The following is a 14909-nucleotide window of genomic DNA, read 5'->3' as shown; positions in this document are numbered from 1 at the left end:
ATAAACAGGGCTTTTCCGAAGGAAAATGAATTAGTAGCATCGCTTTAGCGTGCTACCCTCTTGCTTTTCCATTTAGTGTCGAAAAGCGACCCTAAACAGAAAACTTTTACCAAAGCACATTGTTGGTTGCCCCTATTTCAATTTTTCTACACGCTTATCTTCCCGAACACTATAAAATTGAATCAGGATCCTTGCGCAAAAGTTTGGGTAAGGTTTGGAACTTATAGCACTCCGTTACCCTCTGTTCAATTTCTTTTTTAGGTCAGATTCCATAGGCATTTCCAATTTGCTTCTTAACACTTCCATATCCTCACCCACTTTTCTTTCCAAAACCTTTGCATAAATCTGTGTAGTGGTAAGTTTTCGATGACCCAACATTTTTGAAATGGTTTCAATAGGTACACCATTGGTCAAGGTAACTGTAGTCGCAAAAGTGTGCCTTGCCATATGAAATGTCAGGTTCTTTTTAATTTTTGCTCCACTAGCAATCTCTTTCAAGTATGCGTTCATCTTTTGATTAGAAATTCTAGGAAACAACGTATTGTTTATAATGGCCCCTGGGTCTCGCTTATATCTTTCTATCAAATCAAGAGCCTTTTTTAACAGCGGTATTTTAACCGGATTATGTGTTTTCTGTCTTTTAGTTATGATCCAATATTTCTTATCCAACCCCATGACCACATTATCCTCCGTGAGCAACATCAAATCAGTATAGCATATCCCAGTATAACAACTGAAGACAAAAAGATCTCGGACGGTTTTTAATCGCTTACTTTGAAGCTCAAGTTCTTCAATGGCTTGAAGTTCCTCGGAACCTAAATACCCTCTATGGGTGGGGGTCAATCTCTGTTTAAACTGCCTGAAGGGATCCTTATCTATCCATTCCAATCGATATGCCAAAGAAACCATCTTCCTTAATCTTTGAATATGTTTCATTACGGCATTGTTACCTATTTGTTTTTGGTAGTGATTGGGTTTATGTCTACGGAGAAAATTTTCAAAGTCGAGAATGAACTTATAGTTCAATTCATCAAGTCGGATGTCGTCTTTTTTCAGCTTCATCTTCAAGAACAAAAAAATATATTTTTGGCTTGTTAGATATAGTCTTGAGGTATTACCGTGTAACTTGGGAAACATGTTGGAATTATGATAGGCCACCAACTCCTTCATTGTAAAATGTGGATTGTCCAATTCCTCATCCATAAATCTGGCTTTTATATTTTGAGGAGTGATGTGTTTTCCCTCTATTCGTAATTGTTGGAATGAATGGAACAGACCAGAATAGAACTCATCAAGATATTGGTTGGTGGATTTGGCATGGATGGAAGAGCTCTTTACACGCTGCTTGTTTGAATCCCATTCATTGATTTGGATTCTTCTCTTTAGACTGATGTTAAGCTTTTTTCCATTTACAGAAATCCGGGCATAAATGGGAGCATTACCATTTTTTGACCTACTGGAATAAAGCCAAAACAGGACGGAAAATGTGGAATTTGACCTCATAATTGTCTTCTTTAAGTGAAATGTTGGCGAAGACGAAAGTCAAATCAAATCGAGTATATCAACTAAATTACTGAATTTTAATTGCTTAACACATAACAGTAACTTAAAAAATGTTGACGATTTGTGAACTCTAAAAGCCGAAATCAAAGGAATTCAATTAAAATCAAAAAATATTAAGTAATTGATTTTCATTTATTTAATGATTTATTGAATCATTCGGAAGTCAAAAAGTAGCCTCGGCAAGAATCGAACTTGCATCTAAAGTTTAGGAAACTTCTATTCTATCCATTGAACTACGAGGCCGTTTCCATAATGGAGTGCAAAAATATGTTTTTTTGGAAAACTTTCCATCAAACAATGCCTCCATCAACCAGAAATTTGAAAATTCAGCTCAAAAAAGGGACTTCCACTAAAAGGCATTGCGTTTTTTCCCTTCTTCCTTCAATATCTTATCCAAAAAGGATCGGGACAATGGTTTGTCGATATAGCCCGATATAAGCTTGTGGTCCTTGGCTATGCTACGGTCGCTTGTGTTCACAAAGGCGGAAAGCACATAGACGCTGGGCAACTCACAATCCTTGAACAGGTTTTGCAGGTTGTGCAGAAAATCCCAACCGCTCATTCCACCCATCACTAGGTCCAAAAAAATGATGTCCGGTAGTTTATTGCTGTTCTCCAATAGCTCAAAACAGGATTTTAGCCCTTCCTCCCCACTGGAGCAGGTGATGATATCAAAATCCCCATTGGATTGTTGAATACAGTATCGGGTCGCAAATTGCGACACCAAATCATCATCTATGATACAGGCGGTAAGCTTCATTCCGGATTTAAGTAGATTTGGGTTGTCCGCAAAGCTAAACCCTTGCCCATCCCAAGCCATCCAAAATCGTTGTTTTGCCCAAAATCCCGTTGAGAAAACCTTAATGGGGCAGTTTGTTCCTCAAAATCCCATACACAAAGGCTCCGAGTACCGCTCCCACCAAGACAATGAAAATAGGCCAATACCCAGCCCCGGCCAAAACATACATGGGTCCGGGACACGCACCTCCCAAGGCCCAGCCCAAACCAAAAAGGGTGCCGCCCACAATATAACGGGTAAACGATCTTTCCTTATCCTGAATGTTGATGTTCTCCCCGAAAAATGACTTGACCTTGGTTCTTTTGATCCATTGTACCAGAAGGATTCCCAGAGCCAATGCAGAACCAATGATGCCGTACATGTGGAACGAATCGAACTGGAACATTTCATAAATACGGAACCAAGAGGCAGCTTCCGACTTGTACAGGATAACCCCAAAAAAGGTGCCTACGATGATGTACAATACACTTTTCATGCTCCAAAGATTAAGGGGAAAACAATATGGACCATAATCAGCCCACCTATGAAAAAGCCGATCACGGCAATCAACGAAGGTCTTTGTAGATTGCTCAAGCCCGAAATGGCATGGCCCGATGTGCAGCCTCCGGCATATCTGGTTCCGAAACCGACCAAAAATCCGGCAACCAGGAGCAAAACCCAAACGATTGGATTTGCCAAAGCTTCCATACTGAACAATTCTGTCGGCAAATAGGCAGTTCCTGCACTATCAAAACCAAGCTCGTTAAGTTTGGCAACTGTCTTTTCGGAAATTTCAACAGCAGGATTGGGGGAAAGCACACGGGCGCCTAAAAATCCGCCAATGACCGAACCCAATACCACCAAAAGGTTCCAACGTTTGGATTTAAGATCCACTTTAAAATAGTCTGTAAACTTGCCGGCACCACCAATAGAACAAAAGGTCTCTAAATTGGAGGACATGCCAAAGCGTTTGCCCATCAGAATCAAAACGGCCATGACCAAGGCAATAAGGGGCCCGGCGATATACCAAGGCCAAGGTTGATAAAGCATTTTCTCGGATTTTAGACAAAAATGGAGAAAATGCTTTGATTTTCAAACTTCGTTACCCTTAACAACACTTCTTATCGGGATCGGAAACCCCGAATTTTTTCAGGATGTCTTCCAAGAGGCACCATTTGGTCAAGGAAGATTGCAACAAATTGGCCCCCACAAAGGCCGTAAACCACAACCAATTGATGTTCACATAAATGGCCAAGGCCAAACTTATCAAGATAAAGGTGCCAGCGACTCCTCTTACGATTCTATTTCTCATTTTTGATTTTTTTAAACGGTTCTTTCAATGGGAACTTCAACGGCCCTGATGGGGTTGGTGGTTCCACTCTTCGCGTTGAACTCTTTCAGTAACTTGAAAAATTCAGTGACTTTCTCTTCTTCGGTAAAGGAAAAAAATAAGTTGGAGGCCGCCCCTCCCTTCTCACTGGGAAACCAACTATTGGTGTAGAACAACGGAGGTGTGTTCTTGTACCCATCTATATCGGACCCGCTGAAATTTTCTATCCCTGCTTTTTTGAATAAGTTGAACACTTCGTTTTCGTATTCTTCAACGGTGGTAACAATGATCATTTTCATATCAATCATAATTTTTACGTTCAATCATATAATACACCAACGGCACCACCAATAGGGTCAAAATGGTAGACACTATGGTTCCGCCCATCAGTGAAATGGCCAATCCCTGGAAAATGGGGTCGAACAATATCACAAAAGCTCCAATCACAACAGTTCCTGCTGTTAACAAAATAGGTGTCGTACGGACCGCTCCGGCTTCAATAACGGCTTGCTTAAGGGGAACTCCTTCGTTCAACCTTAGGTTGATGAAGTCGATAAGCAATACCGAGTTCCGCACCATGATTCCTGCCAAGGCAATCATACCGATGAAAGAAGTAGCGGTGAAAAAAGCTCCCAAGAACCAGTGACCCAGCACAATCCCGATCAAGGACAATGGAATGGCCACCATCATCACCATAGGTGCCTTAAAGTTTTGGAACCAACCCACGATCAACATATAAATGATCACAATGACACCCAAGAAAGCAATGCCCAAATCACGGAACACTTCCAACGTAATTTGCCATTCCCCATCCCATTTCACGGTATAGTCATCCTCAAACTGGGGCTGTTCCATGTAGAGTTCGTTCATGTTATAACCTTCGGGCAATTCCAATTGGTTCAACTTGTCGGTCATTCCCAAAATGGCATACACAGGGCTTTCCAATTCACCCGCCATATCGGACATTACATACACTACTCGTTTTTGGTTTTTTCTGTAGATACTCTTCGCTTTGATTCCTTCGTTGATGGTCACCAAGTCACCCACAGCAATCATATTGCCTTGTTGGGAGGCTACTTTTAGTTGTTTGATGGCATCCAAGGTGGATTTATCCTTTTCGCTGATGGAAAGCACAATCCCAATCTGATCAAAGGAATTTTCGTCATACACATGGGAAACCGGCATTTCCCTAAAAGCCATTCCCATGACTTGAACGATCTGTTGAGGCGTAACTCCGTAAAGCATGGCCTTTTCCTTGTCCACTTCAAAATTGTATTCCACTTGGTCGTCTTCCACCATCCAATCTACATCTACCACATCTGTAGTGTTGTTCAAAATGCCTTTTACCTTGTCTGCAACGGCAATCTGCTCTTTATAATCAGGTCCGTAGACTTCGGCCACAATGGTAGACAACACGGGTGGGCCCGGTGGCACCTCAACAATCTTTACATTGGCATTGTACTTTTTGCCCAGCTCTTGCATTTTGGGTCTAAGCAATTTGGCAATATCATGGCTCTGCTCGCTGCGATCGTGCTTATCAACAAGGTTGACCTGAATATCGGCCATATTGCTGCCTCCACGCAAGTCGTAATGCCTTACCAAGCCATTGAAGGTTATTGGTGCGGAGGTACCCACATAACTCTGATAATTCACCACTTCGGGTCTTGTGGAGAGATATGCCCCTATTTCCTTGGCCACGGCTGATGTTCGTTCCAAAGTGGTCCCTTCGGGAAGGTCGATCACTACTTGGAACTCATTCTTGTTATCAAAAGGAAGCATTTTTACGGCTACCGATTTGGTAAAGAACATGGCGATAGAAGCCAACAACAAGACCACCGTAATGCCCAAGAACAACCATCTTTTCTTGCCGCTCTCAATCAAGGGTTTTTCGAATCGCTCGTAAGCTTTGTAAATAAACGTATCCTGAATTTCAATTGCTTCTTTTTCCTTTTTCTTCTTTTTGTCCTTTTCCCTGAGGAAGATGTATCCCAAATATGGGGTTATGGTCAAGGCCACGAACAAGGACAACAACATGGCAATGGATGCACCAATGGGCATGGGTGACATATAGGGCCCCATTAAACCAGATACAAAGGCCATGGGCAATACGGATGCGATTACAGTAAAAGTGGCCAAAATGGTAGGGTTTCCAACCTCATTGATGGCATAGATGGCCGCATCTTTGAAGGGCAACCGTTTCATTTTAAAATGGCGGTGCATATTTTCCGCAATAATGATAGAGTCATCCACCACAATACCCGTTACGAAAACCAAAGCGAACAAGGTGATTCGGTTAAGGGTGTAATCCAGCATATAGTAGCTCAAAAGTGTCAAAGCAAACGTGATGGGCACGGACAGGAAAACCACCAATCCACCTCGCCATCCCATGGCCAACATTACTACAAAGGTTACCGCAATGATGGCCCCGATCAAGTGCATCAACAACTCTGAAACTTTTTGGGAGGCCGTCTCCCCATAGTTTCGGGTCACTTCCACATGAACGTCATCTGGAATCAAATTCTTTTTCAAATGTTCCACCTTCTCCAATACCACATCGGAAATCTTCATGGCATCGGCCCCTTTTCTTTTGGCAATGGAAAGGGTCACCGCTGGGTATTCGGATTTGTATTCCGATGATTTCTCACTGGCAGCTCCAAATCCAAGGGAAACATAGTTTTTGGGCAACTCAGGTCCATCCAAAACGTTCGCCAACTGTTTTAAGTAGATGGGTTGACCTTGTTTGGTTCCCACGATCAAGTTTTCCAAATCTTCTTTGGTCTCCAAGAATCTCCCAGTGGCAATATGGAACTCGGTATCGTTGTTCAAAAAGTTACCGGAATCCATTTGTTGGTTGTTGGCCTTGATCATTTGGGCAACCGCCAAAAGGTCAATTCCGGACTCGGCCATTTTATCCTTTTCCATCACAATGCGAAGTTGACGGCTACGACCTCCTATCTTTTTAGTGATAGAAACCCCGTTCACTTTCTCTATCTCGTTGATGAGTTCCCCCGAGATTTCGCGCAATTGGAAATCGTTGTATTCATCGCTCCAAAGGGTCAATGCTAACATGGGCACATCGTCAATGGCACGGGTTTTCACCAAAGGCATGGTGACACCATCTGGCATTTGGTCCATGTGCTTGTTGATCTCATCGTACAACCGCACCAAGGAACGTTCAATATCCTCACCCACATAAAACTGTACAATGGCCATTCCCTGCTCCTGCATGGAAGTGGTGTACACGTACTCTACCCCTTTTATGTTGGATATGATCTTTTCAAGCGGTTTGGTGATCCTGGATTCCACCTCGGTTGGGCTGGCCCCGGGATATCCCACGAAAATGTCCGCCATGGGCACATCGATCTGCGGCTCTTCTTCCCTTGGAATCAGGAAGGAACTGTATACCCCAATGACCATAAACACGATCATCAAGAGTACCGTTAACTTGGAGCTGATGAACCCTCTCGCTATTTTGCCTGCAAGTCCGTCTTTCATTGTTCCTTTTTTAGGTTATTGAATGGTCACTTTAGCTCCATTGAACAGTTTGCCTTCAGCAGAAACGATGTATGTTTCTCCTTGCGACAGACCGGACAATACTTCCACCTCATCGCCATAGGTCTCACCCAAACGCAACCAACGCAATAGGGCCACATTGTCTTGACCCAAGGTATAGATTCCGCTCAACTGGCCTTTTTGGATCAAGGCTTTGGACGGAACCGTAACCATGGTTTTTTCATTGCTAGCTTTGTCTGTCTCCAGCCTTACGGTTGCATACATACCTGACAAAATTTTGGCATCCGTTTGATCCAATTGTACTTTCATCAAATACTGCCCACCTGTATTTTGGGCGGAAGCACTCAATTCGGTCACTTTTCCTGTAATGATGGTATCCAAGGCTTTCACTTGAACCAAGGCTTTGGTTCCCACTTGGATCCCGGTGATATTGTTCTCAGCCACTTTGGCCACTACTTCAAATCCGCCTGGAGATTCCACGGAAACCAATGGCACCCCTGGATTTGCCATATCACCTTCTTCGATATATGTATTGGTCACCACCCCGCTGAATGGAGCACGAATGTTGGCATAAGCAAATTGAGAATTGACCTCATTCTTCATTTGGTTGGCCGATTCCAATCGGGCCTTGGCCATTTCGTAGCGGGCAGTCATATCATCCAGTTCCTTTTGGGAAGCACTGCTTTCCCTGAAAAGATTCTGGAACCTTTCGTAATCTTTTTTGGCATTGTTGAAAGCTACTGTTGCCTCAGCGATTGACGCCTCCACTTGTGCTTTTTTGGCACGCAAATCCACATTGTTGATGGAAATCAACAAATCTCCTTTGTTTACTTTTTGGCCAATTTTCACTGGCAACGATTCCACGTAGCCCATCATTCGAGTACTGAGGGTGGCATTGTTCAAAGCGGTTATCTGTCCGCTACCGGCCAAAATGGTATTACTGTCACCTGTTTCCACTTCGGCAACGGTCACGGGAACAACTGGTCCACCGTCCTGTTTCTGTTCCTTGTCGCCGCCACAGCTTGCAAGGGTGATGCCCAACGTAAGGGCAATGAAGGCATTTTTATATATCGTAGTGTTTTTCATATCGCAATTATTCTTTGGTTAAAAATGTTAGTAGGGATTGTGCTTGGTTATACTCGAAAATGGTCTGGTAATAAGCCAATTGCTTTTCGGCATACATGGCCTCTGCCATCAATAGATCGGTTGTTTTTTCCAAGCCTTCCTTAAAGCGGTTTGTACGTATTCTCAAGGATTCTTCGGATTGATCCATAGCCAATTTTGAGGTCTGGAGTCTGTTGTGCGCATCTTCGACCATCCTTCTGGTGCGTTGTAGCTCCATAGAACTTTTGGCAACGTACTGTTCGTATTCCTGTTTTGCTTTCTCGTAATTGGTTTTGCTCTTGCCCACTTTTGCAAAGCGTTGGGCTCCTTTAAAAACATCCCAGCTTAAACTGGCTCCGATGATATATCCCTTGGCATCTGCACGGAAAATTTGATCATCGTACATTTCGTAACTGGCAAAGGCATTCAACCGTGGCAAAAAGGTCATGTTCTCCGCTCTCATGTTAGCCTTGTATGCTTCGGAAACCAAGTCCATCGCCCGCACATCGGCACGGTTTTCCAAGGTTGCCCCAGGAGTTCCACCAAGGTCGTTCGGCATCAGTTCCTCTGAAGGTTCATACACCACATTACCTTGTTCGTTCATCAAAAAAGCCAAATAATCGGATGCATTTTTTACGTTGCTTTTGGCCGAGTTCAATTGGTTCTCCACTTCGGTGACCCGAACTTTCACTTCCAACAAGTCCGCTTTTTGGAGCAATCCTTGATTGAAGCTGTTCTGGGCCGTGTTCAGGTTGGCATTGGTCGCTTCGAAGGCTTTTTCCAATACCTTTACCGCCCTATGGGCCAATTGCAATTGTCCAAAAGCCTTTTGGGCCTCAAAATCCAAATAATCCCTAGTGCGAAGCGCTTGAAGGTCTTTGGCTTCCATAGTGGTTTTAGCTGCTTTGCGCTGGTAGAAACCGTCCATATTGATGAGTGGCTGCTCCACAGCTATCTTGGTCGCAAAGTTTTCTATATGATCGGGATCGTTCAATAGGGCAGGGTTAAAATCTGCCTGGGTCAATATCTCTTGGTTCAGTTTGGAACCGAAGGCCATCAAAGGGTTGGTGGTCGTGATTCCGGTATGGGAAACCGATATCTGTGGCAAAAAAATGGAGCTTGAAAACTGGTAATCGTATTTCGCCATCTTTGCCTCCTGTTCGGACACTTTGATACTGGCATTGGACTCCTGCACCCTTTCCAAGACATCCTCCAAGGAAATCTTCACATGGTCTTGGGCCAACAGGGTTCCCTGGAGTAAAATGAATGCTATAAAAACTAAAAATTGCCTCATAAATCATAGAATTTGAGACAAAATTAAAAGCGCAAAACCACCTCCACAGTAACATTGGTTACCTTAAAAGTAAAATGGGACGAAAGTAGTCGAAACCTATAATACCAACGTGTTTCCCAACGGTCGGTATACCATCAGGAGAAAAAAAGAAATGTGAATAGTGGAATGAAGAATGTCTTTATTTTTCGCCGCTGTTCATCATAAGAAGAACGGCAAGAACCAAAGCAACGGCAACAGCACCAAATACGGCGATCATAACGATGCCATTGTCCCATGAGACCAAGGAAAAGGATAGAAAAGTTTTCATAAGTATGGTTTTTACAGGGCTAAAAGTAAAAGTAATCTGACTCCTAAATCATGACAATTCTCATATTCGGTCCCTTTTAATGATTTCATGGCCTGTGAAAAGACCAATGATGCTCCGTCAAAAAACAAGGCCGCTCTCTTTGGAGCGGCCTTATATCAACCAACCAAAAAACTAGTTTTTGACCTTGCACGTATTGATCCCCAAAAGGGTATACAAAGGGCAAAAGCTCACAAAGCTTGTTAGGACAAATATGGCCGCCAAAGCCAGCAACACATATGCCAACGTTCCTGAAATCACATTGAAGTAGTACAGTGCAACTACTGCAAGTGCCAGAATGATCCGAATCGTGCGGTCTGCACCGCCCATGTTTTTTTTCATGATCTTCAGTTTATGGTTCTTTCCTACAAGGTACCAAAAATTGGAACAGATTCCCTTCCCACTTTTTGATTATCAGAACATTACTCCAAATGTAGGGATTCATCCAAAAGCAAATGGTAACATTGGTTACATAGCTTTCCTTATTTTTACGGTACATTTAATTCTCATATTTTATGAACAGAAGGGAATTCACTTTGGGAATGTCATTGGCCAGCATGGCCAGTATCTTGGGTGTTGAGATTGTATATGGAGGTCTCATGCCGGAAGGATACCGCCCTTTGGGCCTTCAGGACCCGGACCCTTTTAAAATGTTCCACAAGGACAAGGAAATGGTCGTTTTGAACGATCGCCCCTGGAACATGGAGGCGAAAGCCCATCTATTGAACGATAGGGTGACGCCGAACCAATACATGTTCATTCGAAACAACGGAAACATCCCTGAGGGCATTGATGTGTCCAAATGGACCCTCACCATCGATGGAGAATCCGTCAAAAACAAAAAAACTTACTCCCTCTCCGAACTAAAATCCAAGTTTGGGCATCATACCTATCAATTGGCCTTGGAATGTGGTGGAAATGGCCGAAGCGAGTTCAATCCACCGGCCAAGGGAAACCAATGGACCGTTGGGGCAATTTCGTGTGCCGAATGGACCGGGGTTCGTTTGCGTGATGTGTTGGAAGATGTCGGAATCACATCCGATGCCGTGTACATTGGCTACCATGCTGCGGACACCCATTTGAGCGGAGATCTGAAAAAAGAACCCATCTCCCGGGGCGTTCCCATTGCCAAGGCATTGCAAGATGAAACCCTGCTCGCTTTTGCCATGAACGGCGAGGACATTCCCTTGGCACATGGTCATCCCTTGCGATTGGTCTGTGGCGGTTGGCCCGCTTCCACATCGGGCAAATGGCTCACCCGCATCAGCGTCCGGAACAAGGAACACGATGGTGAGAAGATGGGCGGCAGTTCGTACCGGGTACCCTGCGAGAATGTCGCTCCCGGCAGTGAAGTGGACGATGCCAACATGTGCATCATCGAATCCATGCCCATAAAATCGTTGATCACATCACCCAAAAGTGGTGCATTGATCAAAAATGGAAAATCCTTGACCATCAACGGACACGCATGGGCCGGCGAGCTTGAAGTTTCAAAAATGGAATATTCCATTGATTTTGGAAGCACTTGGCATCCATGCTCGCTTGAAAAACCCGCAAACCGATTGGCCTGGCAACATTTTAAGACCACAATTTCCTTTCCACAAAAGGGATATTATGAAATTTGGGCCAAGGCCACGGACTCCAATGGAAAGGGGCAACCTATGGTTTTGCCGGGCTGGAACCCCAAAGGCTACCTCAACAATGCCTGTCATCGCATAGCGGTCAAAATCGTTTAAGATGGAGGACTTTCGAAAACAGGTCGGTGCACTGTCCAAAGCACTTTGGGCATTTTTGGGATTGATAGTGGTCCTTTTCGCAGGACTTTTTTATTGGGTTAACTATACACCTCCCCCTACTTATGAAGAAATCCCGATGAAAGAAACCACTACCGATTTCGACCAAATTGAAAACGGTGTCCATGTGGCCACCGGTTTTGTGGTGGATGAAGGGATGGAGGCAACCATTCAGAATTGTACCGGTTGTCATTCCGCCAAATTGGTGACCCAGAACAGAATGGATCTGGAGGGATGGAAAGCCACCATCAAATGGATGCAGGAAACCCAAAACCTATGGGACTTGGGAGCGAATGAAACACTGATTTTATCCTATTTGTCAAAAAACTATGCCCCAAAAGAGCAGGGAAGAAGGCAAAACTTGGAAGATATTGATTGGTATGAACTAAAGTGATTTATGGAAGCTTATGTAGATGCCTTTATGAACGGTTTCTGGGGGACCATCAACTGGACCTGGAAATCCATGTTGTTCGAGGTGCCTTGGTACACCAACTATTTCTGGGGCCTTATCTTGATTTCCCTTTTGGTTTGGGGCTTGGAAATCCTCTTCCCTTGGCGTAAGGAACAATCCATCATCAGGAAAGATTTTTGGCTTGACGGATTTTACATGTTCTTCAATTTCTTCCTATTCGCCATTGTCATCAACGGGATCTACAAAATGTTGGGGGTTTTGTTCGGAGACATTGGGATTACTTCCAAGACCTTGGCCATTGTTGATATTGCCCATTGGCCACAATGGGTGCAGCTGGTTGTGTTTTTTATCATTTTGGATTTTGTGCAATGGTTCACCCATGTGCTTTTGCACAAATACCCAGCGCTTTGGGAATTCCATAAAGTGCACCACAGCGTAAAAGAGATGGGCTTTGCCGCCCATTTGCGTTACCATTGGATGGAAAACATCCTGTACAAACCTTTAAAGACTTTAGGGGTGATGGTGCTCGGTGGATTTGAACCTGAACAGGCCTATATTGTGCATTTTGCCGCCATTGCCATTGGGCATTTCAACCACTCCAACATCAAACTGACCTATGGTCCGTTGAAGTATATCCTGAACAATCCCGTGATGCACCTGTACCATCATGCCTACACCATCCCCGAAGGTTCTTATGGTGTGAACTTTGGGATCAGCCTGAGTATTTGGGACTATCTGTTCAAAACAAATTACATTCCGGAGAGCAGTGGGAAAATTGAACTCGGTTTTCCTGGCGATGATCAACTCCCGAAAGGATTTTGGAGCCAATTGACCTATGGTTTCAAAAGAAACAAGGGGAAAGTGTGACCAACCCCATTTAGAAACCTCGACGGCAACCTCCAAACAACTTGCTCAATAGCTCCAGGACCTGTATCCGCCCCTAAGGTCGTACACTTTTGTAAATCCAAGATCCACGAGTCTCTTGGCCGCCCTTTGGCTCCTGCTCCCAGATTGACAATAAATGTACACGGGAGCATCTTTTTTTAATGTGGAAAAGGCGGCCTCAAATGCAGGTCCTTGAAAAAAATCAATGTTTTTGGCGCCTTTGATGTGGCCCGACATGAATTCCGCCTTGGTCCTGACATCCACCAATTGGACCTTGCCCTTGGAAATGGCTTCTTTGTATACTTCCCTATCCATGATCTGAATTTCATCGGGAAGGTTTTGTCCTTTGAACAAAAAACTGAATATTGACATCGTATCGTTGTTTTGAGGGTCAAAAATACCCCACCCAACCCATCGGGGTCAGTAACGATGGTTACACAAAGCCAACTTTTCTAGAATTTTTTCGGCGTTGTCCGGGCCTTATTTCAACGTAGTGGGACACACATAGTCCGTTACGGGAATACCGGCCTTTTTGATGTCGGCAAAACCTCCTGCCACATCGACCAGGTTATGGATGCCCCTACTCTTGAGGATGGAAGAAGCGATCATGCTCCTATAGCCTCCTGCGCAATGCACATAAAAGGTTTCCTTCTCTGGAAATTCCGCCAAATGGTCGTTGATGAAGTCCAACGGGGTCAGATGGGCATCTTCCACATGCTCTGCAATGTACTCGGACTCCTTTCTCACATCGTATACGGGCACCCCTTTTTCCATAAGGGTTTTCAACTGCCCAGCATTCAGGCTGTCCACCGTATCGATTTCCTTGCCCGCTTCTTTCCAAGCCGAAATGCCTCCTTTCAGATAGCCCAAGGTATGGTCAAAACCGACCCTTGAAAGTCGGGTAACGGTCTCTTCCTCCCTGCCTTCAGGAGTCACGAGGAGTATGGGTTGCTTCACATCGGCGATCAATGCGCCCACCCAAGGTGCAAAGCTTCCATCCAGGCCGATGAATATGGAGCGGGGCACATGGCCTTTGGCAAAATCATCTTGATGGCGAACATCCAGCACTATGGCCCCTGTTTCGTTGGCAGCAGCTTCAAAAGCCTCTGGTGTCAGGGCCTGCGTTCCTCTTTCCAGAACGGTGTCGATATCTTCGTAGCCCTCCTTGTTCATTTTTACGTTCAAGGGGAAGTATTGTGGGGGGGGCAAAAGGCCATCTGTCACTTCCTTGATGAATTCTTCTCGGGTCATATCTGCCCTAAGGGCATAATTCATCTTTTTCTGGTTGCCCAAGGTATCCACCGTTTCCTTCATCATGTTCTTTCCGCAGGCGGAACCGGCTCCGTGGGCCGGATATACGATCACATCGTCGGCCAACGGCATAATCTTGCTACGAAGGCTGTCGAACAGGGTTCCGGCCAGCTCCTCTTGGGTCATGTGGGCCGCTTTCTGGGCCAGGTCCGGACGGCCTACATCTCCTAAAAACAAGGTATCCCCACTAAAAATGGCATGGTCCTTTCCTGATTCGTCCTTCAGCAAAAAAGTAGTGCTTTCCATGGTGTGCCCTGGGGTGTGCAACACCTTGATGGTCAATTTTCCCAAAGGGAACTCCTGTCCATCCTTGGCAATAATGGCCTCAAAAGCGGGTTGGGCCGTTGGGCCATAAATGATCGGTGCGCCCGTCTCCTTGGAAAGGGTGACGTGACCGCTCACAAAATCGGCATGGAAATGGGTCTCAAAAATATACTTGATGACGGCTCCTTCGTCCTTGGCCCTTTTTAGATAGGGTTCCACTTCGCGAAGCGGATCTATAATGGCAGCTTCCCCTTCACTTTCAATATAATAGGCGCCTTGCGCCAAACATCCGGTATATATCTGTTCTATTTTCATCTCC

At 44.7% G+C, this 14909-nt stretch carries 16 protein-coding genes and 1 tRNA gene; 3 read left to right on the top strand and 14 right to left on the bottom strand.

What is annotated here, in order from left to right; genetic code table 11:
• Positions 1 to 234 precede the first annotated feature (234 nt).
• From DB398_RS08555 to DB398_RS08505, 12 genes are all read right to left on the bottom strand, one after another.
• Entirely contained in the window at positions 235 to 1503 is a 1269-nt protein-coding gene (locus tag DB398_RS08555) for a site-specific integrase (protein WP_108423978.1), read from the bottom strand.
• A 231-nt stretch (positions 1504 to 1734) separates the two neighbouring features.
• A tRNA-Arg gene (locus DB398_RS08550) sits at positions 1735 to 1806 on the bottom strand.
• Between the two features lie 106 nt (positions 1807 to 1912).
• Complete coding sequence (locus tag DB398_RS08545) at positions 1913 to 2323, bottom strand: response regulator (RefSeq protein ID WP_108424131.1); 411 nt, start codon at positions 2321 to 2323, stop codon at positions 1913 to 1915.
• A 100-nt stretch (positions 2324 to 2423) separates the two neighbouring features.
• On the bottom strand, positions 2424 to 2837 hold the full coding sequence (locus tag DB398_RS08540; RefSeq protein ID WP_108423977.1) for a DUF6691 family protein: 414 nt from the start codon (positions 2835 to 2837) through the stop codon (positions 2424 to 2426).
• Positions 2834 to 3391: a YeeE/YedE family protein gene (locus DB398_RS08535; RefSeq protein ID WP_108423976.1), complete on the bottom strand. Its 558-nt coding sequence runs from the start codon at positions 3389 to 3391 to the stop codon at positions 2834 to 2836. Before DB398_RS08535 ends, DB398_RS08540 begins: the two co-directional genes overlap by 4 nt.
• 58 nt (positions 3392 to 3449) lie before the next feature.
• A complete protein-coding gene (locus DB398_RS08530; RefSeq protein WP_108423975.1) occupies positions 3450 to 3653 on the bottom strand; it encodes a YgaP family membrane protein in 204 nt (67 codons plus the stop codon).
• 11 nt (positions 3654 to 3664) lie between these two features.
• Positions 3665 to 3970, bottom strand: coding sequence for a hypothetical protein (locus tag DB398_RS08525; RefSeq protein WP_108424130.1), 306 nt, complete (start codon positions 3968 to 3970; stop codon positions 3665 to 3667).
• A gap of 1 nt (position 3971) precedes the next feature.
• Complete coding sequence (locus tag DB398_RS08520; RefSeq protein WP_108423974.1) at positions 3972 to 7166, bottom strand: efflux RND transporter permease subunit; 3195 nt, start codon at positions 7164 to 7166, stop codon at positions 3972 to 3974.
• 15 nt (positions 7167 to 7181) lie between these two features.
• Positions 7182 to 8270, bottom strand: coding sequence for an efflux RND transporter periplasmic adaptor subunit (locus DB398_RS08515; protein WP_108423973.1), 1089 nt, complete (start codon positions 8268 to 8270; stop codon positions 7182 to 7184).
• Between the two features lie 7 nt (positions 8271 to 8277).
• Positions 8278 to 9582, bottom strand: a complete 1305-nt coding sequence (locus DB398_RS08510; protein WP_108423972.1) for a TolC family protein — start codon at positions 9580 to 9582, stop codon at positions 8278 to 8280.
• A 178-nt stretch (positions 9583 to 9760) separates the two neighbouring features.
• Positions 9761 to 9889: a hypothetical protein gene (locus tag DB398_RS18615; RefSeq protein ID WP_262497739.1), complete on the bottom strand. Its 129-nt coding sequence runs from the start codon at positions 9887 to 9889 to the stop codon at positions 9761 to 9763.
• Positions 9890 to 10060: 171 nt separating this feature from the next.
• Positions 10061 to 10267: a YgaP family membrane protein gene (locus DB398_RS08505; protein WP_108423971.1), complete on the bottom strand. Its 207-nt coding sequence runs from the start codon at positions 10265 to 10267 to the stop codon at positions 10061 to 10063.
• 173 nt (positions 10268 to 10440) lie between these two features.
• On the opposite strand from DB398_RS08505, the gene DB398_RS08500 reads away from it, so the two are divergent.
• The 3 genes from DB398_RS08500 to DB398_RS08490 are packed head-to-tail and all read left to right on the top strand — an operon-like array spanning position 10441 to position 12997.
• The gene (locus tag DB398_RS08500) at positions 10441 to 11661 is read left to right on the top strand and encodes a sulfite oxidase (protein WP_108423970.1); all 1221 of its coding nucleotides are present in this window, start codon (positions 10441 to 10443) and stop codon (positions 11659 to 11661) included.
• A gap of 1 nt (position 11662) precedes the next feature.
• Positions 11663 to 12112 (top strand): monoheme cytochrome C, encoded by a 450-nt coding sequence (locus DB398_RS08495; RefSeq protein ID WP_108423969.1) that lies wholly within the window; start codon positions 11663 to 11665, stop codon positions 12110 to 12112.
• Positions 12113 to 12115: 3 nt separating this feature from the next.
• A complete protein-coding gene (locus tag DB398_RS08490) occupies positions 12116 to 12997 on the top strand; it encodes a sterol desaturase family protein (RefSeq protein ID WP_108423968.1) in 882 nt (293 codons plus the stop codon).
• Between the two features lie 45 nt (positions 12998 to 13042).
• Here DB398_RS08490 and DB398_RS08485 read toward each other — a convergent pair whose 3' ends face one another.
• Complete coding sequence (locus tag DB398_RS08485) at positions 13043 to 13387, bottom strand: rhodanese-like domain-containing protein (protein WP_108423967.1); 345 nt, start codon at positions 13385 to 13387, stop codon at positions 13043 to 13045.
• 108 nt (positions 13388 to 13495) lie between these two features.
• On the bottom strand, positions 13496 to 14905 hold the full coding sequence (locus DB398_RS08480) for an MBL fold metallo-hydrolase (RefSeq protein WP_108424129.1): 1410 nt from the start codon (positions 14903 to 14905) through the stop codon (positions 13496 to 13498).
• Positions 14906 to 14909 lie beyond the last annotated feature (4 nt).

This window comes from Flagellimonas amoyensis (assembly GCF_003058265.1).
Taxonomy (GTDB): domain Bacteria; phylum Bacteroidota; class Bacteroidia; order Flavobacteriales; family Flavobacteriaceae; genus Flagellimonas; species Flagellimonas amoyensis.
This window is presented reverse-complemented; position numbering and strand designations above follow the sequence as displayed.